The following is a 22,206-nucleotide window of genomic DNA, read 5'->3' as shown; positions in this document are numbered from 1 at the left end:
TAATGCCGAGTAGTGACATTAGGAATCGTTTTGGGCGGTCCCGGTGGTCCTGCGTGACACGTACCAATGTGTGGGGAGTTGGGACATGACCGACGCCAAGCCTCTGGCGGCGACCGCCACCGTGCTGCCTGACCTCGGTTTCCTGGCCTCCAGCGAGACGGCCGGCCTGCAGGACCGTTTGGCCGGACAGCTGTCCGATCTCACCGTGCTGCAGGAGCACACCGAGCTGCTCGCCCGGGCCCGCAGCCTGGGCGACCTGCTGGCGGCCGTACTGGCCTCCGGTGCCGCGCTGCTCGGCGCCCGCCGGGGTCTGATCACCACCACCGCCCGGGGCACCGGGCGGCCGGTCGGCCTCAACCTGGACCGGTCCGAGCTGGGTGCGCTGGAGACCGTCCCGGCCGAGCACGGCCCGTTCTCCGGGCTGCTCAGCCACCCGGCCGAGCCGGGCCGGCTGCTGATCGGCGACCTGGCCACCGACCCCGCCGCCGGGCCGCGGTTCCGTCAGGTGGCCGCGCAGCTCGGCCTGGGCGCCTGTTACGCCGTGCCGCTCGGCACCGACCGGGACGGCCCGCTCGGCGCCGCCGTCTGGTTCTACGACGAGCCCGCCGAACCCGACCCGGCCCGCCGGGTGCTGGTCCAGCGGTACTGCGAGTTCGCCGCCCCGCTGCTGGCCAAGCAGCTGATCTCGGACCGGGCCGAGCAGCAGGCCGAGGCGCTGCGCCGGGGCCTGCTGCCGGACCGGCTGCCGGTCTCCCCCGGCCTCCGGCTGGCCGCCCGCTGCGTACCCGCCGCGCTGGAGCGCTCGGCCGGCAGCGACTGGTACGACGCCATCGCACTGCCCGACGGCACCTTCGGCCTGACCGTCGGCAGCGTCTCCGGCGACGGGCCCGGGGCCGGCCCCGGCTCCGCCCCCGGCGCGGCCGCCGCGATGGGCCGGGTACGGGCCGCGCTGCGGGCGTACGCGGTGCTGGAGGGCGAGGACCCGGTCTCGGTGCTCGGCGACCTGGAGCTGCTGCTCAAGACCACCGAGCCGACCCGCACCGCCACCGCGCTCTACGCCTGGGTGCAGCCCGAGGAGCGCCGGATCACCCTGGCCGGGGCCGGGCACTGCCCGCCGATCCTGGTCACCCGGTACGGCGCCAACTTCGTCGAGACCTCGCTCTCCGCCCCGCTCGGCATGCTCAGCTGCTGGGAGGCCCCGGGCGTGGAGCTCGACGCCGAGCCCGGCGACCTGCTGGTGCTCTACACCGAGGGCCTGGCCCGCCGCTGCGGCCCCACCCTGCACGCCGGCCAGAACGCGCTGCGCCGGGCCGCCGCCGACGCCCCGCGCGAGCTCCGGCAGGAGCCGGACCGGCTGCTCGGCCACCTGCTGGCGGCCGCCCCGGTCCTCGACGGCACCGACGACCTGGTGCTGCTGGCGGCCCGGTTCGACTGACCCTCCCGGGGGCCGCACCACCCGATCAACCGTTCGGCCGGGGGTACGTACCATGGGGCCTACGGCCGCCCGCGAGCGTCGCGATCCGACGCGCCCGAGGCGGAACCACTCGCAAGGAGGCGACGTACGTGACCGAGGACCGTAGCCCGGCTGCAGCCGAGAACCCCGAGGGTGCCGCAGGCGGTGACCAGGCCGAGGAGCAGCCCGTCAAGGGCCGCAAGAACGGGCTGTACGGAGAGGTCTCCGACGAGCTGGCGGACTCGATGAAGTCCGGCTGGGCCGACACCGAGCTGCGCGGGCTGGCCCCGATCGCCCAGGCCCCGTACGCGGCCGAGCGGCGGGCCCGGCTCTCCGCCGAGTACCCCGGCGAGCGCCTGGTGGTCCCGGCCGGCAACCTGCGCACCCGCGCCAACGACACCGAGTACTCGTTCCGCGCCGCCAGCGAGTACGTCCACCTGACCGGTGACCAGACCGAGGACGCCCTGCTGGTGGGCGAACCGGTCGACGGCGGCCACGAGTTCAGCCTCTACCTGCTGCCGCGCTCCGACCGCGAGAACGGCGAGTTCTGGCTGGACGGCAACGGCGAGCTCTGGGTCGGCCGCCGCAACAGCCTGACCGAGGCCGAGCAGCTGCTCGGCCTGCCCTGCCGCGACGTCCGCAAGGCCGCCGAGGAGCTCAAGGCCGCGCCCGCCGCGCCGACCCGGATCGTGCGCGGGTACGACGCCGGTCTGGAGGCCGCGCTGGCCGAGGTGCTGGACGAGGACCGGGACGGCGAGCTCAAGACCTTCCTGAGCGGCCTGCGGCTGGTCAAGGACGACTGGGAGATCACCCAGCTGCGCGCCGCCTGCGACGCCACCGTCAACGGATTCACCGACGTGGTGCGGGAGTTGGGCCAGGCCGTGGCCACCTCCGAGCGCTGGATCGAGGGCACCTTCTGGCGCCGCGCCCGGGTCGAGGGCAACGACATCGGCTACGGCTCGATCTGCGCCGCCGGCCCGCACGCCACCACCCTGCACTGGGTCCGCAACGACGGCGACGTCCGCCCGGGCGAGCTGCTGCTGCTGGACGCGGGCGTGGAGACGCACACCCTCTACACCGCCGACGTCACCCGCACCCTGCCGATCAACGGCCGCTTCAACGCGCTCCAGCGCAAGATCTACGAAGCCGTCTACGACGCCCAGGAGGCGGGCATCGCCGCCGTCGTGCCGGGCGGCCGGTTCCGCGACTTCCACGACGCCTCGCAGCGCGTGCTGGCCGAACGCCTGCTCGCCTGGGGCCTGTTGGACGCCTCGGTCTACGACGTCGAGAAGGTGCTGGAGCTCGGCCTGCAGCGCCGCTGGACCCTGCACGGCACCGGCCACATGCTCGGCCTGGACGTCCACGACTGCGCGCAGGCCCGCCGCGAGCAGTACGTCGACGCGCTGCTGGAGCCCGGCATGTGCCTCACCGTCGAGCCCGGCCTGTACTTCCAGCTGGACGACCTCACCGTCCCCGAGGAGTACCGCGGCATCGGCATCCGGATCGAGGACGACATCCTGGTCACCGCCGACGGCAACGAGAACCTCTCGGCCGGCCTGCCCCGGCAGGCCGACGAGGTCGAGGCCTGGATGGCCGGCCTGAGCGGCTGACGCTCCGACACGTCGGAAGGCCGGGCCCCCGCGAGGGGGCCCGGCCTTCCGGCGTCAGGGCTTGACCCGGTGGATCGGCACCTGGCTGTGCACGGTGCCGACCGAGGTGGGCGTCTCCCGGCCCTTGCTGAGGAACGCGGCACCGGTCATCCCGAGGGACTGCTTGTTGTCCAGCACGGTGAGCTTCATCTGGTAGATGATGGTGCGGCTCTGGCCCGGCGCCAAGGCGAACGCGGCGGCCTGACCGGTCAACTGCCAGCTCGTGTCCGCACTCTGCCGGAGCGGTACCCTGGCCGACCCGGCTCCGTCCAGGCGATCCAGCGGGCCGGTCGGGTTCTCGGCCAGCATCGCCTGGTTCTCCACGTAGTCGGCCGCCACCACCGGCTCGACCGCGCTGTAGGAGGTGCTGCTGACGTTGGTCCAGGTGACCGGGACGGTCACGATCTCGTTCTGCCCCTGGTCACCGACGCGGATCGCCTCCTCCTGGCCGAAGGTCACCTTGATGTCGTTGCCGTGCCCCAGCTTCAGCGGGTCGGCGTGCTTGCTCAGGTCCAGGCTGTTGACGATGGCCTCCAGGTCGTCCTGGTAGTCACTGCTCAGACCGTTGGCGGCCACGAAGACCTGCTCCTTGTGGAAGCCCCACATCTGCGCGGTGAACTGCTCCTTGGCGTTGCAAGCCACCTGCCACTGGGTCTTGTTCGCGTACCGGCCGTCGACCTCGACCACCGTCCGCTTGGGCTCGCCCACGAGTCCGTAAGTGGCACTCTCGCTCTCGCTGATGCTTCGCTGGGAGCTCCCCGCGAAGCAGAACGGCTGGTTGCTCCAGCCCGCCCTCGCGTCGAGGAAGGAGTCGGACGGCCAGTTGGAGCCCCCCAGTTCCTCGGCACTGTTCCAGACCGCGATCTGCACGCCCTGGGGCAGGCAGCCCGTGGCCGAGGTGCCAAAGTCCCCCGGGGCGTTCGGGGGCACCAGGCAGAGCCGGACGGAGCCGTCGTTCTCCGGCGAGGTACGCCAGCCGGCGGGCAGCTGGTACGTGACGTTGCGGAAGGTGTGCGGGGTCGCGGCAGGCCCCCGGGTGCCGCGGCTGCTCTCCCCGGCCCCCGGTGCGGCCGGGACGTCGCCGCTCGGCGAGGGCGAGGGCGAGGAGGTCGGGGTCGGCGTCTCGGCGGCCGTCGGGGTGGAGCTCAGGCTGGCGGCCGGGGCCGGGTCCTGGTGCATCGCGGTCGGGGTGCCGCTGAGAGTGAAGTACCCCGCGATGGAAGCGGCCAGGCCGAACATCACCACGGTGGTGACCAGGTGCACCGGCCGCAGCCTGCGCAGGCGCCGGGACGGCGGCTGGGCCGGGCGGAGGTCGTGCGGGGTGATCGCGGCCGCGCGGGCCGAGAGGGCCTCGCGGAGCAGCCGTTCGGTCGGCGTCTCGGTGCCGTTCTTCTCGCTCATCGGGTCTTCTCCAGTTGCTTCTCCAGGGCATCGAGGGCCCGACTTGCGGTCGACTTCACGGCTCCCCGGGAGAGCCCCAGGGTCTCGGCTATCTGCGCCTCGGAGAAGTCGGACCAGTACCGCAGCACCAGCACCTCGCGCTGACGCGAGGTCAGTTGCTGCAGGGCGACGAGCACCCGGCGGTGCTCGTCGTTGAGCACCGCGTGCTCCTCCGCCGACGCCGCGTCAGCCTCGTGCGGAGGGACGTACTCCCGTGCGGTCTTCCGCCGCCGCAGCACCGAGCGGGCGCCGTTCACCACCGAAGTGCGCAGGTAGCCCAGTGCGTTGTCCAGATCGCCGAGGTCCTCCCCGTACCGCTGGTACAGCGCGGTGAACGCCTCCTGCACCACGTCCTCGGCCACGTCCTGGCGGTCGACCAGCAGGACCGCCATCCGCACCAGGCTCAACCGCTGTGCGTGGTAAAGCTCCGTCACCGTCGGCTGCTGCTCGTCGGCCGGCCGGCCACCGCGCAGCAGCCGGAAACCCGCCGGCTTCGCCTCCCCGCGCGACTGGTCGGTGTCGATGGGCCCGGCGGCGGCCTCGGCCCCGAACAGCAGCCGCCAGGCGCCGTGGAGCAGGCCGCGCCCGGACGGTCCGGGCTGCAGGGCAATCGCTATGGACATACGGGTTCCACTCTCCCCCAGGACGGCACCCGATGAGGGGGCCGAGTTCCGTTCAGATCAACTGTCATGGTCTGTGACCAGCGCGATTGTGCCATTCGGGGTGCTGACGCCATGCCAACTGCTGCGGCTCGAAGCACCCCCGGCGTTCGGGTTCAGAACTTCGTGGCGACGCTGCGGTGCACGTCGCCGACGGCACCGACGGTGTACTCCAGGCCGGCGTTGCCGACGCCGACCGTGGTGACCCGGAAGGTGAAGCGCTTCTTCGGCGCGGCCGCCCCGGCGCCGCAGCCGACCACTCCCACGGACAGCACGGCTGCCGGCGGGACCGCGACCGCGAGGCGTCGACCACGACGGGTCCGGCCGGACGGGATGGTGACAATACGGTGCAAAGCGGTCGCGTTCATGATGCAGATCCCCCAGGAGCCGAAAAGTCTGGTGTGTTGGTGAGAACCCTCCGGGCTCGGTGAATCCCGGCTCCCCTGGCTCTCAACCTGATAGACGTGCATCCCCCGGGGAGGTTGCAGGTCGGTCCAAAACTTTTTTCGACACCCCGATCGGACCTCCCGATCGGCCTCCCGGTCAGCAGACCAGACCGAGGTCGGCCGAGGTGGCGGTCTTCGGGTCGACCGGGCGACGGCCCTCGGTCGGCCAGCCCTCGCGGATCCAGTACTCCAGGCCGCCGATCATCTCCTTGACCTCCCGGCCGAGTGCGGCGAGCTTCATCGCGCCCTTGGTGGAGCCGTTGCAGGCGGGGCCCCAGCAGTACACCACCAGCAGCCCGGCCGGGAGTTCGGCCACCCGCTCGGCGGTGATCCCGGCGATCGGCAGGCTGATCGCGCCGGGGAGGTGGGTCTTGCGGTGGGCGCCCTCGGCCCGGACGTCGATGACGGTGAAGTCCTGCTGCCCGTCGCGCATCGCGTACCAGACGTCCGCCGGGTCGGCCTGGCAGCCGAGCCGCTCGGCGAAGAAGGCGAAGGCCCGCTCCGGGGACACGGCCGGGATGGCGGTGACGGGCGAGGTGGCGGCGAGAGTGGTCATGTCCGGGCTCCGGTCGGTCGGTTGTGCTCGCTGGCTGACGACTCCATCCTGCGATCCGGGCACCGGGCCCGGACAGTGGCGTCCACGACTACACTCGCCAAGATCCCGCCAGCCCGACCAGGAGTGCCCGATGGCCGCGCAGCCGCCCGCCCACCCCGTCGCCGCCCATCCCGTCGCCGTCAGCATCGGCCGCCGCCCCGAGCCGGTGCACACCATCGCGGTGTACGCCTTCGACGGCATGACGCCGTTCGAACTCGGCGTGGTGGTCGAGGTGTTCGCGCTGGCCCGGCCGGAGCTGACCGGGCTGCTGGCCGCCCCCTGGTACGGACTGAAGGTCTGCGCCGACCGCCCCGGCACCCCGCTGAACGCGGTCGGCGGCTTCTCCGTCGTCGCCCACCACGGCCTGGACGAGCTGGCCGCCGCCGACACCGTGATCGTGGTCGCCGTACCGAACGCCTTCAGCGGCGAGGTCTCCCCCGGTCTGGTCGCCGCGCTGCGCACCGCGCACGAGCGCGGCGCCCGGATCGTCTCGATCTGCTCCGGTGCCTTCGCCCTGGCCGCGGCCGGCCTGCTGGACGGCCGGGAGGCCACCACCCACTGGCGCTACGCCGAACTCCTGCAGCAGCGCTACCCGTTGGTGAAGGTCAACCCGGACGTGCTGTACGTCGACCACGGCTCGGTGCTGACCAGCGCGGGCAGCGCGGCCGGAATCGACCTCTGCCTGCACCTGGTCCGCACCGACCACGGCGCCAAGGTCGCCAACACGGTGGCCCGCCGCTTCGTCGTCCCGCCGCACCGGGACGGCGGCCAGGCCCAGTTCATCGAGGCCGCGGTCCGCCCGGTCGAGGAGGAGGACGACGGCATCGGCCGCTCGATGCAGTGGGCCCTGGACCACCTCGCCACCCCGCTGACCATCACCCAGCTCGCCCGGGCCGCCCGGATGTCCGACCGCTCGTACCTGCGGCACTTCACCGCCCGCAACGGCACCAGCCCGATGCGCTGGGTGATCGTCCAGCGGATCGCCGCCAGCCTCCCGCTGCTGGAGTCGCCCGAGGGCACGGTGGAGGAGGTCGCGGCAGCGGTCGGCTTCGAGTCGGCCGCCACCTTCCGGCACCACTTCGGCCGCACCATGCGGACCTCACCGACCGCCTACCGGCGGGCCTTCGGCCGGGGTGTGGCCTGATCAACTCCCGTCGCGGGCATCCGCGTTGGCGATGATCGCGTCGTGCAGCCACTGCGCCAGCCCGGGGGCGATCCGCTCGTAGCCGGCGGTGAAACGCTCGTCGGCCAGGTACATCGCGGCCAGGCCGCGGTGCATCGCGTACCCGCAGTCGTAGTAGTTGCCGGTGATCTGCTGCCGGTGCGCCTCGGCCAGCGCCATGCCCTCGGCACTGCCCGGGGCGACCCCGGCCGCGAGCGCGGCCGCGTAGCGGGCGTCGAGGGCAGCCCCCTCGGCCTTGATCCGCTCCCAGTCGGCCTTGCGGTAGCGGCCGGTGCGGCGCCTGGACTCCTGCCAGGCGTCGGACCCGCCGTACCGCTGCTCGGCCTCGGCCTCCCAGCTCTCCTGGTAGTCCGGGCCGAACACCTCGAACTTCTCCTCCGGGGTCAGCTGCATGCCCATCGTGTGCGCCTCCATGGCGTGTTCGACTGCCGCGGCCAGTTCCTGCAGACGGTCGATCCGCGCCTGCAGCAGCCCGTGCTGCCGGCGCAGGTGCTCGGTCGGGCTGACCGTGCGGTCGTCCAGGATGGCCGCGATCTCTTCGAGGGAGAAGCCGAGTTCGCGGTAGAACAGGATCTGCTGCAGCCGGTCCAGGTCGGTGTCCCGGTACCGGCGGTAGCCCGCCGGGCTCCGGCCGCCCGGTGACAGCAGTCCGATCCCGTCGTAGTGGTGCAGGGTCCGTACCGTCACCTTGGCGATGGCGGCGACCTGCCCCACCGAGTAGTCCTTGCCCATCGGGTCGCTCCCTCCTTGCTGACCCCGACTCTGCCGCCTCACGTCGCGTGAGGGTCAAGCCGCGCCAGGCGTACGCCGTACGAGTCTCCGAGCGGGTGCCCCGTCGACGGCCCGACCTTGGGTGTACCGGCCAATTGTCCGGCGCCGGGGCTGCTGGCGACGATGGGCGGCATGACGACCCCCTCCCTGCCCCGGCGGCTGGCCGCCGAAGCCCTCGGCACCGCCGTGCTGGCCGCCGTGCTGATCGGCTCCGGCATCCAGTCGGCTGCGCTGAGCGCGGACGGCGGGGTGCGGTTCCTGGCCAACGTGCTCGCCTCGGTGCTGGCCCTGGCGGTGCTGATCGCGCTGCTGGCGCCGGTCTCCGGTGCGCACTTCAACCCGCTGGTCTCGGCTGCCGCCTGGTGGAGCGAACGGCGCGGCGGCACCGGCCTGACGCTGCGTGAGCTGGGGGCATACGTCGGCGCCCAGCTGTTCGGCGCGGCGGCCGGGGCCGGGCTGGCCAACACGATGTTCGAGCGGCCGTTCCTCGAGTTCTCCGGGCAGCAGCGCTCGGCCGGCCACCTCTGGCTGGCCGAGGCGGTGGCCACCGGGGTGCTGATCCTGCTGGTGTTCGGCCTGCTCAGGGCGGGCCGGGGCGGCTACGCGCCGCTCGCCGTGGCGGGCTGGATCGCCGCCGCCTGCTGGGGCACCTCCTCCGGCAGCTTCGCCAACCCCGCGCTGACCGTCGGCCGCGCCCTGAGCGACAGCTACACCGGCATCGCCCCGGGCTCCGTCCCGGCCTTCGTGCTGGCCCAGTGCGCGGGCGCGGCCGTCGGTCTGGGGCTGGTGGCCGTGCTGTTCGGCCGCAGCCCCGACCGGGTGCCGGACGACGTCCGCGAGCTGCTGGTCCGCTGACGGGCCCGGTCAGACCACGCCGAAGAAGCTCTCCGCCTCGGCCAGCGCGGTCGCGTCCCGCTGCACGTCACCGGGCCGGCCGCCGGTGCCGAGCAGCACGCCGCCCCAGCGCATGCCCATGTAGTCGCCGGTGAGCCGAAGCGTGCCGATCAGCGGGTCGGCGTCGGCGCCGTTGCCGGAGTGCGAGGTGACGCCCCAGAGGGTGCGGTCCTTCATCCGGGCCCGGAAGTCGGTCCCCGGGGCGCGGAGCCAGCCGGACCAGTGGTCGAGGTAGAGCTTGACGCTGGTGGAGAGGCTGTACCAGTAGAGCGGCGACACGATCACCAGGTCGGTGGCGCCGACGGTGGCCTCGAACAGCGTCCGGGCGTTGCCGGTGAGCTCGGGGTAGGTCCCGTCACCGGTGTGCCTGATGTCGTCGAACGGGTCCAGCGGGAGGTCGGTGAGGCGCAGCCAGCGCTGTCCGACCGAGGCCGGAAGGCGCTCGGCCGCCAGCCGGGCGAGCTGCTCGGTGTTGCCGTCGGAGCGGGCGGAGCCGAGCACGAAGAGGAACTGACGGTCCGTCGCTGCCGGGTCTTGGGAGATCATCCGGTGATCGTACGACGGCCCGCACCGGGTGGATCAGTCGGCCACCGCACCGACCGCGGTGACCTTCTGGATCCGGATCCGGACCAGCAGTTCGCCCGGCACCCCGTTCCGCGCGCCGTACTCCTCGGCCCGGTCCTCGCCCATGTAGCGGGCCGCGATCCGGCCGGCCCAGTGCCGGACCTCGGCCAGGTCGTCGCTGAGCGAGGCCTTGCCCCGGACCAGCACGAAGTCGAACGGCGGCCGGTCGTCGTCGACACAGAGCATCACCCGGCCGTCCCTGGCCAGGTTGCGCCCCTTCACCGTGTCGGCGCCGGTGTTCAGCACCAGCTCGTCCCCGTCCAGCAGGAACCAGACCGGGGCGACGTGCGGGCTCCCGTCGGCGCGGGTGGTGGCCAGCTTGCCGGTACGCGTCCCGGCGGACAGGAACGCGCGCCACTGGGGCTCGGTCATCTGAGGCATGCCCCCATCGTGGCCGAGCCGGGCCGGGCCGCCGGGGCGCGGCGCGCCGGGTCAGCCGATCGGTTGATGCAGCGTGCGGTCGCCCGGGTGAGGATGGGTACGGAGCGCACCCGAACCGAGGAGCCGACGTGTCCGGCAGCAGCACGCGAGACCCGGGCACCGACCGGCTCACCGTGGTGATGTACGCCGCGTTCCTGCTGCTGCTCGGTGCCTCGCTGACCCGCTACCTGCTCCGGCACGGCGAGAGCGACCGGGCCGGCTGGGTGATCGGGCTGAGCCTGGCGCTCGCGCTGGCCCAGCTGCCCGAACTGCCCTGGCTGCGGACCGGCTCGCGCCCGGTCCGGGTGGTCCGGCTGGCCGTGGTGGCCGGGCTCTGGGCCGTCCTGGTGCTGCTGGCGCCGAGCTTCGCCTGGTGCGCGGTGCCGCTGATCTACACCGCGCTGCGGACCCTGCCGGCCCGGGCCGCGATCCCGCTGGTGGCCGGGCTGACCGCGCTGGTGGTGTACTCCGAGGAGAAGCTCACCGGCCTCGACCCGGTCGGCCTGATCGCGCCCCCCGCCGTGGCCGGGCTGGCCACCGTGGTCTTCCTGCAGATGGAGCGGCAGGCCGAACGGCAGCGGGCCCTGATCGAGGACCTGGTCTCCACCCGGAGCGAACTGGCCGCCACCGAGCGGCGCGAGGGCACCCTGGCGGAGCGTCAGCGGCTGGCCATCGAGATCCACGACACGCTGGCCCAGGGCCTGTCCAGCCAGCAGATGCTGCTCCAGGCCGCCGACCGCACCTGGGACGGCGACCCGGCCACCGCCCGTACCCATGTGCACACCGCCGCCGCGATCGCGGCCCGCAACCTGGCCGAGGCCCGGCGCTTCGTCCGTGACCTGGCCCCGGCCGACCTGGCCGACGGGGCCGGTCTCGACCAGGCCCTGCGCACCCTGGCCGAGCGGGAGACCGCCGAGAGCGGGCTGAGCGTCCGCTGCCATCTGGACGGCACCCCGGTCCCGCTGCCGGACGCGGTGCAGAGCGCGCTGCTGCGGATCGCCCAGGGCGCGCTGGCCAACGTCCGCGAGCACGCGGGCGCGCGGACCGCCGCGCTCACCCTGTCCTACCTCGGCGACCAGGTGGTGCTGGACATCGGCGACGACGGCCGGGGCCTGGCCGGCCCGGCCGAGGCCGAGGGTCGGGGCCACGGACTGCCCGCGATGCGGGCCCGGGTCCGGCAGCTGGGCGGCACCCTGAGCGTCGAGAGCACCCCCGGCGAAGGCACCGTGGTCACCGCAGCGATCCCCCTGGAGACACCGTGAGCGGCTCAACTCCCGTCCGACTGCTGGTCTGCGACGACCACGCGGTGGTCCGGGCCGGACTGCTGGCCCTGCTCGGCAGCGCTGGCGACATCGAGGTGGTCGGCGCGGCCGGCAGCGGCGAGGAGGCGGTCGCGCTGGCGGCCAAACTGCACCCGCAGGTGGTGCTGATGGACCTCCAACTCGGCGACGGCATCGACGGGGTGGAGGCCACCAGCCGGATCGCCGGGCGGCCCGGCGCGCCGTACGTGCTGGTGCTGACCACCTACGACACCGACGCCGACATCAACCGGGCGATCGCCGCCGGGGCCACCGGGTACCTGCTGAAGGCCGAGCGCCCCGAGGAGCTGTTCGCGGCGATCCACGCGGCGGCCGAGGGGCGCACCACGCTGTCCCCGCCGGTGGCCTCCCGGGTGATGGCGCAGCTGCGCACCCCCACGCCCCAACTGACCGACCGGGAACAGGAGATCCTGGCCCAGCTGGCCCAGGGCCTGGGCAACCGGGAGATCGCCCGGGCGCTGTTCATCAGCGAGGCCACCGTGAAGACCCACCTCGGCCGGATCTACGACAAGCTCGGCGTGGACACCCGCTCCGGCGCGGTCGCGGCCGCCAAGGAACGCCGCCTGCTGCGCTGACCCGCGCTGCCCCACGCTTCCGGTCAGCCTTCGGTGCCGGCCGCCAGGTCGTGCCGCAGGGCCCGCTCCCGCTCGGCCTCCTCGGGCGGCAGCACGTCCGCCGGGAAGTCCTCCAGCTCGAAGACCTGCCGGATCTCCACCTCGCCCTCCTTGAACGGGGCCCGGGAGACCCAGGCGACGACCTCCTCCTTCGACTCCGCCCGGAGGATCCAGAAGCCGGCCAGCAGCTCCCCGGTCTCGGCGAACGGCCCGTCGGTGACCGTCCTGCGGTCGCCGTCGAACCGGATCCGCGCGCCCTTGGCGGTCGGCTGGAGCCCCTCCGCCGCGAGCAGCATGCCCGCCTCGGCCAGCTCCTCGTTGTACCGGCCCATGTCCGCGAGCTCCTGCGCGGTGGGCAGCACGCCCGCCTCGGTGTCCCTGTTGGCCTTCACCAGCACCATGAACCGCATGGTCGCCACTCCCTCTCACGATCGATCGGTGTTCCTGCCCCCACTTCGATCGTGGCCGGGTGTTCCCGACCGGGCGAGCGGGGAAGTCCTCGGCGCCCGCCTGCGGCCGCGGCCACCGGCTGACGCGCTCGCCCCGTCCAGGAGGGGGACGATGGAGGAACGGACTGTCCAGTGGGGCCGAGGAGGTGCACGGCGATGGCCGTCTTCATGGATGTACACACCGATATGGAGGGCATCACCGCCGATCAGCTGATGGAGGCCCACCGGGCCGACCTGGCGATCGAGGCGGAGGAAGGGGTCCAGTTCAAGCAGGCCTGGGCCGATCCCGAGGCGGGCACGGTCTACTGCCTGTCCGAGGCGCCCAGCGCCGAGGCCGTCCAGCGGATCCACGAGCGCACCGGTCACCCGGCCGCCGAGATCCACCCGGTGCCGATCAGCGTCTGACCGCTCCCCGGCAGGTGCGCCCGAGGCCCGCCCGCCGGGGATGCCTTGTGCCCGGCACTCGAACCGGGCTCCGATCGGGCACTGGGCCAACACAGTTCATTTGCAGCTCATCTGACGTATCGTCACACCGATCGACCGCCGGTGACTCCCCCCGGACCGGTCGGCAGGCCCCTGAGCAGCCAGGACGCTCCCGCCCGCCCCGCATCCGCAGGCCCCCGCGCCTCCCACTGGCGGGTGAGTGCCGCCACGACGGCCGCAACGGATCCCCGATAACACTTGATACCTTCGCGGAGGAATGATTAGCTGGGCTGGCCGGCCGGTGCTGTGCCCAGTGTGTGGCTGGCGACTGAGACAGGGGGCGAAGTCGATGAACATCCGAACTGATCGACCTGGCACGGAGCCAGCTGCTCACGCGCCCGGGATTCCGGTGGAGCTTCTGACCGGCCTGTTACGCCGGGCCGGCCGGCTGCCGCTGCTCGCAGCCAAGTACCGGCCGTGGCTGGACGGCAACACGCCCGCTCTGCACCGGATCCCCGTACTGCGGCACAGCGAGCTCGCCCACGTCACCGAGGAGGTGCTCGCGCTGCGCGCTGGGGGCGGCGCCTCCTCGCTCTGGGCGGTCGGAGGGTCGATCGCCGCTCCCGAGCTGAGTCTGCTGCCCCAGGATCTCGGCGTCGGTCAACTGCGGGACAGCTGGCAGCCGTTGGGTCCCACCGACGTACTGGCCAACCTGCATCCGCTGGAGCGGCTGCGACCGAACCACCACTTCTTCAACCGGTTCGCCGCCGAGTCCGGCGCCCTCAGCCTGGCCTTCGGCCGACTGCCCGAGGGCGACCACCGGGAGTGGGCGGAGCTGTTCACCAAGGTGGGCGTGACCGCCCTGGCCGCACCGCCCGAGACGGTGACCCAGCTGCTCGGGGTCGCCGCCAGCAGGCCGCTGCCGTGGCTGCGCACCCTGCTCCTCGGCGGCATGGACCTGGACCCCACCCCCGACCGCACGCTCGCCGACTCCTTCCCGCACACCGAGGTGTGGCGCCTGTACGGCTGCCCCGCCACCGGGACGGTCGCGCACCGCGGCCCGAACTGCCTCGGCGACGTCTACCATCCGCTGCCGACCCAGCATGTGGAGATCGTCGGCGGACTCCTGGTCGTCACCACGCTCGACCCGGCGCGGAACCCTCCGCTGATCCGGTTCGAGACCGAGGAACGAGGGGAGTACACCCACTGCGTCTGCGGCCAACCAGGGCCTGCGGTACGGCTGTTCGGCGCCATGTCGCCCTACTTCCGGCTGCACGGACGCACCATGAGCGCCCAGGAGCTGGTCGACCTCGCCGTGGGCACCGGCGATGTGCTCGCGGCCCAGGTCGCACTGGACGACTCGACCCGGGACGAGCGGGTCCAACTGCGGGTGCGGCTCGCACCGGGCGTCCCCAACGACGAGTACACGCTCCAGTGGATCCGCTACCAGGTCCTGAGCAAGCACCTCGTGCTCACCTCGTGTGTGCTCGAACAGTCGGACGCGTTCGAGGTCGTCACGGCCGACGAGCTCGCCGGCACCGAATCACCTGCCATGAACGGCAGCACGTTCAGCGCAGGCTCCGTGCTGGTGCGGGACGCGTTCTAACCGATCCGGCCGAACCGCCAGGGCGGCCATTTCACGTACTCCTTGAGAGGAACACCCATGACCGACCTCCAGATCCACCCGCAGGACCTGTCCGTCGCCCAGGCCGAGGACGAGATCGTCATCGCCGTCCGGGCGATCGCCCCCGAGCACGCCGAGACGATCAAGGCGGAGCCGCTGCCCGAGGGCTGGCTGGCCGGCTGGGACGTCGCCGGGGTGGTCATGCGGGCCGCCCCCGAGGGCTTCGGCCCGAAGCCGGGCGACCGGGTGGTGGGCGTGGCCACCGGCAGCAAGTGGGCCGCCTGCATGGCGCTTCCCACCGAGTACGCGGTCACGCTGCCCGACCACGTCAGCTTCGAGCAGGCCGCGGCGCTGCGGGTCGCGGTGCTCACCGCGCTGCGCCTGGTCCGCGGTGCCGGGACGATGGCCGGGCGCCGGGTCCTGGTCACCGGAGCCGAGCAGGGCATCGGCCGGCTGCTGGTCGAGCTGGCGTCCGCCCTGCGGGCCGAGGTCACCGGGCTGGTCGGCCGGGCCTCCGACATCGCACCGGTCGCGGAGCTCGGTGCCGCCCGGGTGGTGAGCGACGCCGCCGACGCCGAGGGCACGTTCGACGTGGTGTACGACGCGGTGACCGGCAGCACCGCGGGTGCGGGCCTGGTCGCGGACGGCGGCGTGGTGTTCCTCTACGAGAGCTTCGCGGCGAACGGCGCGGACACCAGCTTCTTCCGCTTCTTCGGCGGCCCCGAGCAGGCCGGCCTGCGGCACTTCGTCTTCCGCACCGCCACCCCCGAGGACCGCGAACTGGCGCAGCTGCTCGACCTGCTGACGGTCGGTGAGCTGTCCTTCGGCAGCGTCGACACCGCCGCCCGGATGGCCTGACGACCCTGGCCTGCGCCCCCGGCCGACGGCGTGACCGGCGTGCCGGGGGTCCCCCTCCCCTCTTTCCTTCCCCCTCTGCAAGGGAGTCTGCATGCGTACCGAGATCCTGGGACGGACCGGTGTCACGGTCAGCCGTATCGCCTTGGGCACGATGATGCTCGGTGCGTGGGGCAACAAGGACCACGACGAGTGCGAGCGCCTGGTGCACGCGGCGCTCGACGCGGGCGTGAACCTCGTCGACACCGCGGACATGTACTCGGCCGGCGAGTCGGAGGAGATCGTCGGGCGGGCGCTGAAGGGCCGCCGGGACGAGGTCGTGCTGGCGACCAAGGTGCACTTCCCGATGGGAGCCGACCCGAACCGGCGGGGCAACTCCCGGCGCTGGATCCGGCAGGCGGTGGAGGACAGCCTGCGCCGGCTGGACACCGACCGGATCGACCTCTACCAGATCCACCGCCCCGACCCCGCGACGGACATCGACGAGACCCTGTCGGTGCTCAGCGACCTGGTCCGCGAAGGCAAGGTGCTGGCCATCGGGTGCTCGGACTTCCCGGCCGAGGAGATCGTCGCGGCGCAGTGGACGGCCGAGAAGCGCGGGCACGTCGGCTTCCACACCGAACAGCCGCCGTACTCGGTCCTGATGCGCGGCATCGAGCGCGGGGTGCTGCCCACCGCGCAGCGCCACGGCATGGGCGTGCTGACCTGGTCACCGCTGGCCAGCGGCTGGCTGACCGGGCGCTACCGCGGGCAGGCCGGGCTCCGGCTCAACGACTTCCGGAAGAACCTCATCCCGCACAAGTTCGACCAGAGCCTGCCGGGCAACGTCCGCAAGCACGAGGTGGTCGAGGAGCTCGCGGTGCTCGCCGAGGAGGCGGGCCTCACGCTGACCCACCTGGCGCTGGCGTTCGTGCTCAGCCACCCGGCGGTGACCAGCGCCATCATCGGACCGCGCACGGTCGAGCAGCTCACCGACCTGCTGGCCGCCGCCGACCTGGTCCTGGACGACGCCGTGCTCGACCGGATCGACGCGCTGGTGCCGCCCGGCACCGACCTCAACCCGGCCGACGCCGACCACACCCCGGCCCACCTGGCGGATGCCGGGCTGCGCCGTCGGCGCGACTACTACTTCCGCGAGCCCAGCGCCTCGGAGCAGCGCTCCAGCTGAGCCAGGAACAGCTCGGCCTCGTCCGGCTCGAACCGGTCCGTCAGCAGCTGCTCCACCTCCTGGACCGCGACGTTCGCGCGGTTGAGCAGGGAGCGGCCGGTCCGGGTGAGCCGGGCCTCCAGGATGTGGCCGTGCACCGGGTGGGGCTTGCGCTCCACCAGCCCGCGGCCCTCCAGCGTGGACAGGACGGACGACATGGTCTGGGGGGTGACCATGCAGCGCCGGGCCAGGACCGCGCCGGACAGGCCCGGCTCCTGGTACAGCGCGTAGAGAACGCTGTACTGCGGGACGTTGATCTTGAAGGGGCGCAGTGCGGCGTGTTTCGCGGCTGTGAACTCCTGTTCGACCCGCTTGATGTGCTGCCCCAGGCGTTCATGAGTGGAGGGGTACATGAAGACAGACTACCCGCATACCTCTTATGGATACAGGGGCCCGCACGGCCTGACCGGGCGGGCGGTCAGTGCGTCCTGGAGTCATCTATACGATGGCTTGTATATATCAGATCTCTTATCCCATACTGAGGGCGACTGGCCTGCTCCGGAACCCCTCAACCCGACCTGGGAGCCCTCATGCCCGCGCCGACCTTCCACCCTCTCGACCAGGACCCCGCGTTCGCCCTGCACCTCGGCGGCAAGCTGGCGGTGCACTCCACCGTCACCGTCGACGACGCCGAACAGCTCTCGCTCGTGTACACGCCGGGCGTCGCCCGGGTCTGCACCGCGATAGCCGACGACCCCTCGCTCGCCGAGCGCTACACCTGGGCCGCGCGCACCGTCGCCGTGGTCTCCGACGGCACCGCCGTGCTCGGCCTCGGCGACATCGGCCCGGCCGCGGCCATGCCGGTGATGGAGGGCAAGGCGATCCTGTTCAAGAAGTTCGCCGACCTCGACGCCGTACCGATCTGCCTCGACACCACCGACGTCGACGCCCTGGTCGAGACCGTGGTCCGGCTCGCGCCCTCCTTCGGCGGCATCAACCTGGAGGACATCTCCGCACCCCGCTGCTTCGAGGTCGAGGACCGGCTGCGGGCGGCCCTGGACATCCCGGTCTTCCACGACGACCAGCACGGCACCGCCATCGTGACGCTGGCCGCGCTGCAGAACGCCGCCCGGTTCACCGGCCGCAAGCTGTCCGAGCTCCGTGCGGTGGTGGCCGGTGCGGGCGCCTCCGGTGTCGCCGTCAGCCGGATCCTGCTCGACGCCGGCATCGGCGACCTCGCCGTGGCCGACAGCAAGGGCATGCTGCACGCGGGCCGCGAGGACCTCAACCCGGTCAAGGCCGCACTGGCCAGGGACAGCAACAAGGCCGGGCACACCGGCTCGGTGGAGCAGGCCCTGCGCGGCGCGGACGTGTTCATCGGCCTGTCCGGGGCCACCGTGAGCGAGCAGGCGATCGCCGGCATGGCGGCGGACGCCATCGTCTTCGCCCTCTCCAACCCCACCCCCGAGATCGCGCCCGAGGCGGCGGCCAGGTACGCCCGCGTGGTCGCCACCGGACGCAGCGACTTCCCGAACCAGATCAACAACGTGCTGGCCTTCCCCGGGGTCTTCCGCGGCGCCTTCGACGCCCGCGCGACCACCGTGACCGAGGGCATGAAGCTCGCCGCGGCCGCGGCCATCGCCGACACGATCGCGCCGGACGAGCTGCGCGCCGACTACATCGTGCCGAGCCCCTTCGACCCCCGGGTCGCCCCCGCCGTCACCGCGGCCGTGGCCGAGCAGGCGCGCCGCGACCGGGTGACCCGGCCCTGAGCACGACCGCACTGATCCCCGACGGCCTGTCAACCAACCTGTGACGTAAAGGAATTCATAGCCATGACGCTGTCAGAACAGCCGCTGGGCTCCACCGGCATCAACCTCACCCGCACCGGCTTCGGCGCCTGGGCGATCGGTGGTGACGGCTGGCGCTACGGCTGGGGCGCACAGGACGACGCGGCGTCCATCGCCGCGATCCACCACGCCGTGGACGCGGGCATCAACTGGATCGACACGGCCGCGGTCTACGGCCTCGGCCACTCCGAGGAGGTCATCGGCAAAGCGCTCGCCGCACTGCCGCCGCACGCGCGCCCGCACGTCTTCACCAAGTGCGGCCTGGTCTGGGACGAGTCCGACCGGTCCGCGGCGCCGCACCGGATCATGAAGCCGGCGAGCGTCCGCCGCGAGGTGGAGGCGTCGCTGCGCCGGCTGAACACCGAGCAGATCGACCTCTACCAGGTGCACTACCCGGACACCGGCGAGTCCCTCGACTGGGGCGGCTCCGCGGGCGAGGTCTCCCCGAACGCCACCCCGATCGAGGAGTACTGGCAGGTCCTGGCGGACCTCAAGACCGAGGGCAAGGTCCGCGCGATCGGCCTGTCCAACCACTCGGTGGCAGAGCTGGAGCGGGCCGAGCGGATCGCCCACGTCGACGCGATCCAGCCGCCGTTCTCGGCGATCAACCGCACCGCCGCCGCCGAGATCGCCTGGGCGAAGGCCCACGGGACCGGCGTCATCGCGTACTCGCCGATGCAGTCGGGCCTGCTCACCGGCGCCTTCTCGGCCGAGCGCGTCGCCGCCCTGCCGGCCGACGACTGGCGCTCCGGGCACCCGGACTTCACCAGTGGCCTCACCGCCAACCTCCGCCTGGCGGACGCCCTGCGGCCGGTGGCCGAGCGGTACGGCGTGGGCATCGGCGCGGTCGCCGTCGCCTGGGTGCTCGCCTGGCCCGGCGTCACCGGGGCGATCGTCGGGGCCCGCACCCCGAAGCAGGTGGCCGGCTGGCTGCCGGCCGCCGGCCTGGAACTGACGGAGCAGGACCTCACCGAGATCGCCGCGGCGATCGAGGCGACGGGCGCGGGAGCCGGGCCCACCCGCGCCTGAGCTGTGTCGGTTTTTCTCTAGCCATCAGACTCTGGTTAATCGTAAGATCTCTTACAGTCTTCAGTAGTCGACGAAAACTCGCCAGAAGGGGACCACCATGTGCGGATCCGGGCTGATGCAGCTCATCCACGATGAGGACCACGACCGCGCCCACGCGGAAGGCCACGACCACCACCACCACGACCACGAAACCACCTACACGCCCTCCGAGGAGGTCCAGGAGCAGATCGACAAGGCCGCCAAGGCCAGCGGCGCCACCGGCCCCACCCGTCGGCGGACCCTGACCGGCATCGCCGCCGCCCTGGGCGGAACCATGGCGGGCCTGGGCTTCCTCGGCCCGAGACCGGCCACCGCCGTGGCGGCCGAGGTGCGGGCGGAGGAGGGCAGCCGGGTCTCCAACTTCGCCGCCTCCGCGCTGAACGGCTCGCGCACCATCCGCGACCTCAGCCACGTCTTCGACAACAACTTCCCGGTCTACACGCCGTACGTGCTGATCCCGAACAACCAGCAGTCGGCCCACTTCGACATCGACGGCTTCAACGCGATGAAGCTGGAGATGGACGAGCACACCGGCACCCACATGGACGCGCCGGCGCACTTCTCGACCGACCCGGCCGCCTGGCACTCCGACGAGATCCCGGTCAACAACCTGGTCGCCGAGCTCTGCGTGATCCGGATCGCGGACCGGGCGTTCAACAACCCCGAGGCGCTCGTCACCGCCGATGACATCCGTCGGCACGAGAGCCGTCACGGCCGGATCCCCAAGGGTTCGCTGGTCGCGATGGACTCCGGCTGGTGCGGCCGGGTGACCCGTCCCGGGGCCTTCATCATCCGTGACTCCGAGGGCAACCCGCACTTCCCCGGCTTCGGCTTCGACGCGGCCGAGTACATGCTGGAGCGCCAGGTCGCCGGTGCCGTCAGCGACACCCCGTCGCTCGACTCCGGCGCCAACAGCCACAACCCGGGCGCGCACAAGCAGCTCCTGCCCGCCAACAAGTACGGCATCGAGGGTGCGAACAACCTGCACACCGTGCCGGACCGCGGCGCCGTCGCGATCGTCGGCACCACCAGGCACAAGGGCGGCTTCGGCGGCCCGACCCGCCTGATCGCGGTCTACTGACCGACCCCCGCAGCACCGGGCGGGCCCGCCACGCCTCCGCGTGGCGGGCCCGCCCCTTGGCGATCTCCCCGAGCCGCACCGGGCGGCTCCGCACCACACCGGCACCACACCGGCACGACACCGAGGATCGCTCGGCGATCCGTACTCGAGGGGGACTCATGGGACAGGCTCTGCTCGCTCACCAGTGCACCGTGTCAAGGCAGTTGGTGCACCGCTCGGGCCTCGGGGAGGTGCTGCTCACCGGCTGGCGGGCGGTCGGCACCGACTCCTTCCTGGTCGGCGCCCAGTGGCCGCGGGCGCACGCCTTCTACGAGCCGGTGGCCGGCGCGCACGACCCGCTGCTCACGCCGGAGACGATCCGTCAGGCCGGGCTGCTGCTGGCGCACACCGAGTACCAGGTGCCGCTGGACCACGTGCCCTGCCTGCGCGAGCTCTCGTACGACATCGACGCGGCCGCACTGCCGTTCGGACCGGCCCCTGCCGAGCTGCTGCTGCACGTGGTCGCGAGCGAGGTCCACCGCAGGGGGCCGGACGCGTTCGGACTCCGCCTCCAGGTCGAGGTCTACCTCGACGATGTCAGGATCGGCGGCGGCGCGGCCAGGTTCGACTGGCTGGCGCCCGGCCTGCACGAGCGGCTGCGCGCCCACCGCCCCGCCCCCGCCCGGACCGCCCTGCCGGCCCCGGTGGCGGCCTCGCTCGCCGGGCGCAGCCGCGGCTGCGACGTGGTGCTGGCGGCGACGGAGCAGCCGCGGCAGTGGGAGCTGCGGGCCGACCCGGCCCACCCGGTGCTGTTCGACGAGCACGACGCCGACGGCGCCGACGGCTGCGTGCCGGGCCAACTGCTGCTCGAAGCCGTGCGCCAGGCCTGCCACTGCGCCGAGGGCGACGGGGCGGCGCTGCTCCCGCTGTCGCTGAGCGCGCGCTTCCTGCACCACGCCGAACTCGACGCCCCGGTACGCCTGTCGGTGACGCCGCCGCACGGCCTCCCGGGTGGCGACCGGGTGCTGGAGGTGCGGGCCGAGCAGCACGGCCGGACCGTGGCCGACGCGACCGTGCGGGTGCGCCGGGGCTGAAGCCCGAGGGCGCTGACGTCTCAGGACACTGAACTCCCAGGGCACTGTGGCCGGTTCGGCATGCCGAACGGACCCCGGCCGCTGGGTGCGACCGGGGCCCTGCGTCCCGGGGGTGTTACTTGGCGACGAGCGCCGGGTCCTCGACCCGGGTGCCCTTGATCAGCCAGGCCGGGCCCTCGGCGAAGGCCTCGATGATGGAGAAGAACTTCGCGAAGTGCTCGCCCTTGCAGTGCGCGTCGAACGCGGCCTCGTCCTCGTAGGCCTCGTTCAGGTAGAAGCGGTTGGGGTTGTCCGCGTCGGTGATGAGCTCGAAGCGCAGCGTGCCCGGCTCGTCGCGATCGGAGAGGCGGCCGTCCTCAAGTGCTGCGTCGATGAACGCCTGACGCTTGTCGGCCGGGATGTCGAAGGAAACAGCGATGTGGTACACGGGGCTCCTCGGCTGGGATCTCTGCGGTGACTTGCCCCACCAGAGTGGCATACGAGATCTTACATATGCAAGACCACGATGAACCATCGTTCGATTGACCCCAAACCAGAAGAGACCTTATGGTCGTCACATAACTACTGAC

The 22,206-nt window shown here is 72.5% G+C and carries 24 protein-coding genes; 14 read left to right on the top strand and 10 right to left on the bottom strand.

The features are described 5' to 3' along the window. The first annotated feature begins 85 nt into the window (after nucleotides 1–85). Together ABT118_RS01220 and ABT118_RS01215 are read left to right on the top strand one after the other, a co-directional pair. On the top strand, nucleotides 86–1,435 hold the full coding sequence (locus ABT118_RS01220) for a PP2C family protein-serine/threonine phosphatase (protein WP_350644063.1): 1,350 nt from the start codon (nucleotides 86–88) through the stop codon (nucleotides 1,433–1,435). Between the two features lie 128 nt (nucleotides 1,436–1,563). Next, nucleotides 1,564–3,063, top strand: a complete 1,500-nt coding sequence (locus ABT118_RS01215) for an aminopeptidase P family protein (RefSeq protein ID WP_350644062.1) — start codon at nucleotides 1,564–1,566, stop codon at nucleotides 3,061–3,063. Between the two features lie 54 nt (nucleotides 3,064–3,117). Here ABT118_RS01215 and ABT118_RS01210 read toward each other — a convergent pair whose 3' ends face one another. From ABT118_RS01210 to ABT118_RS01195, 4 genes are all read right to left on the bottom strand, one after another. Further along, nucleotides 3,118–4,503 carry a hypothetical protein gene (locus ABT118_RS01210; protein WP_350644061.1) on the bottom strand — a complete coding sequence of 462 codons (1,386 nt, stop codon included), beginning with the start codon at nucleotides 4,501–4,503 and terminating at the stop codon, nucleotides 3,118–3,120. Further along, nucleotides 4,500–5,165, bottom strand: coding sequence for a SigE family RNA polymerase sigma factor (locus tag ABT118_RS01205; protein WP_350644060.1), 666 nt, complete (start codon nucleotides 5,163–5,165; stop codon nucleotides 4,500–4,502). The genes ABT118_RS01210 and ABT118_RS01205 overlap by 4 nt, the downstream gene beginning before the upstream one ends. 152 nt (nucleotides 5,166–5,317) lie before the next feature. Further along, nucleotides 5,318–5,569, bottom strand: coding sequence for a hypothetical protein (locus ABT118_RS01200; RefSeq protein WP_350644059.1), 252 nt, complete (start codon nucleotides 5,567–5,569; stop codon nucleotides 5,318–5,320). Between the two features lie 175 nt (nucleotides 5,570–5,744). Next, on the bottom strand, nucleotides 5,745–6,203 hold the full coding sequence (locus ABT118_RS01195; protein ID WP_350644058.1) for a rhodanese-like domain-containing protein: 459 nt from the start codon (nucleotides 6,201–6,203) through the stop codon (nucleotides 5,745–5,747). Between the two features lie 205 nt (nucleotides 6,204–6,408). Between ABT118_RS01195 and ABT118_RS01190 the strand changes: the two genes are divergently transcribed. After that, nucleotides 6,409–7,386 (top strand): helix-turn-helix domain-containing protein, encoded by a 978-nt coding sequence (locus ABT118_RS01190; RefSeq protein ID WP_502884474.1) that lies wholly within the window; start codon nucleotides 6,409–6,411, stop codon nucleotides 7,384–7,386. On the opposite strand, the gene ABT118_RS01185 is transcribed toward ABT118_RS01190, so the two are convergent. Continuing rightward, nucleotides 7,387–8,157, bottom strand: coding sequence for a MerR family transcriptional regulator (locus ABT118_RS01185; RefSeq protein ID WP_350644056.1), 771 nt, complete (start codon nucleotides 8,155–8,157; stop codon nucleotides 7,387–7,389). It abuts the gene before it with no gap. 171 nt (nucleotides 8,158–8,328) lie between these two features. Between ABT118_RS01185 and ABT118_RS01180 the strand changes: the two genes are divergently transcribed. Continuing rightward, nucleotides 8,329–9,051, top strand: a complete 723-nt coding sequence (locus ABT118_RS01180) for an aquaporin (RefSeq protein ID WP_350644055.1) — start codon at nucleotides 8,329–8,331, stop codon at nucleotides 9,049–9,051. Nucleotides 9,052–9,060: 9 nt separating this feature from the next. Here ABT118_RS01180 and ABT118_RS01175 read toward each other — a convergent pair whose 3' ends face one another. Beyond that, nucleotides 9,061–9,636, bottom strand: a complete 576-nt coding sequence (locus ABT118_RS01175) for a flavodoxin family protein (protein WP_350644054.1) — start codon at nucleotides 9,634–9,636, stop codon at nucleotides 9,061–9,063. A gap of 33 nt (nucleotides 9,637–9,669) precedes the next feature. Further along, nucleotides 9,670–10,095 (bottom strand): PPOX class F420-dependent oxidoreductase, encoded by a 426-nt coding sequence (locus tag ABT118_RS01170; protein WP_350644053.1) that lies wholly within the window; start codon nucleotides 10,093–10,095, stop codon nucleotides 9,670–9,672. A 179-nt stretch (nucleotides 10,096–10,274) separates the two neighbouring features. Here ABT118_RS01170 and ABT118_RS01165 point away from each other — a divergent pair, with 179 nt between their 5' ends. Both ABT118_RS01165 and ABT118_RS01160 read left to right on the top strand, forming a co-directional pair. After that, nucleotides 10,275–11,396: a sensor histidine kinase gene (locus tag ABT118_RS01165; protein WP_350645075.1), complete on the top strand. Its 1,122-nt coding sequence runs from the start codon at nucleotides 10,275–10,277 to the stop codon at nucleotides 11,394–11,396. After that, nucleotides 11,393–12,028, top strand: a complete 636-nt coding sequence (locus tag ABT118_RS01160) for a response regulator (protein ID WP_350644052.1) — start codon at nucleotides 11,393–11,395, stop codon at nucleotides 12,026–12,028. Before ABT118_RS01165 ends, ABT118_RS01160 begins: the two co-directional genes overlap by 4 nt. A gap of 23 nt (nucleotides 12,029–12,051) precedes the next feature. On the opposite strand, the gene ABT118_RS01155 is transcribed toward ABT118_RS01160, so the two are convergent. Then, the gene (locus tag ABT118_RS01155) at nucleotides 12,052–12,477 is read right to left on the bottom strand and encodes a YciI family protein (RefSeq protein ID WP_350644051.1); all 426 of its coding nucleotides are present in this window, start codon (nucleotides 12,475–12,477) and stop codon (nucleotides 12,052–12,054) included. 195 nt (nucleotides 12,478–12,672) lie between these two features. Here ABT118_RS01155 and ABT118_RS01150 point away from each other — a divergent pair, with 195 nt between their 5' ends. The 4 genes from ABT118_RS01150 to ABT118_RS01135 all read left to right on the top strand — a co-directional run bounded on the left by ABT118_RS01150 (nucleotide 12,673) and on the right by ABT118_RS01135 (nucleotide 16,586). After that, a complete protein-coding gene (locus ABT118_RS01150) occupies nucleotides 12,673–12,921 on the top strand; it encodes an SCO4226 family nickel-binding protein (protein ID WP_350644050.1) in 249 nt (82 codons plus the stop codon). A gap of 427 nt (nucleotides 12,922–13,348) precedes the next feature. Further along, complete coding sequence (locus ABT118_RS01145; protein WP_350644049.1) at nucleotides 13,349–14,545, top strand: acyl-CoA synthetase family protein; 1,197 nt, start codon at nucleotides 13,349–13,351, stop codon at nucleotides 14,543–14,545. 57 nt (nucleotides 14,546–14,602) lie between these two features. Continuing rightward, nucleotides 14,603–15,421, top strand: a complete 819-nt coding sequence (locus tag ABT118_RS01140) for an MDR/zinc-dependent alcohol dehydrogenase-like family protein (protein WP_350644048.1) — start codon at nucleotides 14,603–14,605, stop codon at nucleotides 15,419–15,421. A 91-nt stretch (nucleotides 15,422–15,512) separates the two neighbouring features. Next, nucleotides 15,513–16,586, top strand: coding sequence for an aldo/keto reductase (locus ABT118_RS01135; RefSeq protein WP_350644047.1), 1,074 nt, complete (start codon nucleotides 15,513–15,515; stop codon nucleotides 16,584–16,586). Here ABT118_RS01135 and ABT118_RS01130 read toward each other — a convergent pair. Beyond that, nucleotides 16,544–16,978 (bottom strand): MarR family winged helix-turn-helix transcriptional regulator, encoded by a 435-nt coding sequence (locus tag ABT118_RS01130; RefSeq protein ID WP_350644046.1) that lies wholly within the window; start codon nucleotides 16,976–16,978, stop codon nucleotides 16,544–16,546. The two genes, ABT118_RS01135 and ABT118_RS01130, sit on opposite strands and share 43 nt — an antisense overlap. Nucleotides 16,979–17,155: 177 nt before the next feature. Between ABT118_RS01130 and ABT118_RS01125 the strand changes: the two genes are divergently transcribed. From ABT118_RS01125 to ABT118_RS01110, 4 genes are all read left to right on the top strand, one after another. After that, nucleotides 17,156–18,337, top strand: coding sequence for an NAD(P)-dependent malic enzyme (locus tag ABT118_RS01125; RefSeq protein ID WP_350644045.1), 1,182 nt, complete (start codon nucleotides 17,156–17,158; stop codon nucleotides 18,335–18,337). A 63-nt stretch (nucleotides 18,338–18,400) separates the two neighbouring features. Further along, on the top strand, nucleotides 18,401–19,444 hold the full coding sequence (locus ABT118_RS01120) for an aldo/keto reductase (RefSeq protein WP_350644044.1): 1,044 nt from the start codon (nucleotides 18,401–18,403) through the stop codon (nucleotides 19,442–19,444). A gap of 115 nt (nucleotides 19,445–19,559) precedes the next feature. Further along, nucleotides 19,560–20,564 carry a cyclase family protein gene (locus ABT118_RS01115; protein WP_350644043.1) on the top strand — a complete coding sequence of 335 codons (1,005 nt, stop codon included), beginning with the start codon at nucleotides 19,560–19,562 and terminating at the stop codon, nucleotides 20,562–20,564. Nucleotides 20,565–20,722: 158 nt separating this feature from the next. Further along, nucleotides 20,723–21,637 carry a ScbA/BarX family gamma-butyrolactone biosynthesis protein gene (locus ABT118_RS01110; protein ID WP_350644042.1) on the top strand — a complete coding sequence of 305 codons (915 nt, stop codon included), beginning with the start codon at nucleotides 20,723–20,725 and terminating at the stop codon, nucleotides 21,635–21,637. A 115-nt stretch (nucleotides 21,638–21,752) separates the two neighbouring features. On the opposite strand, the gene ABT118_RS01105 is transcribed toward ABT118_RS01110, so the two are convergent. After that, on the bottom strand, nucleotides 21,753–22,064 hold the full coding sequence (locus ABT118_RS01105; protein WP_350644041.1) for a putative quinol monooxygenase: 312 nt from the start codon (nucleotides 22,062–22,064) through the stop codon (nucleotides 21,753–21,755). Nucleotides 22,065–22,206: the final 142 nt, after the last annotated feature.

The organism is Kitasatospora sp. NPDC002040, from assembly GCF_040296785.1.
GTDB lineage: Bacteria > Actinomycetota > Actinomycetes > Streptomycetales > Streptomycetaceae > Kitasatospora.
Note: the sequence above shows the minus strand (reverse complement) of the source record. Positions and strands in the feature narration are given on the sequence as shown.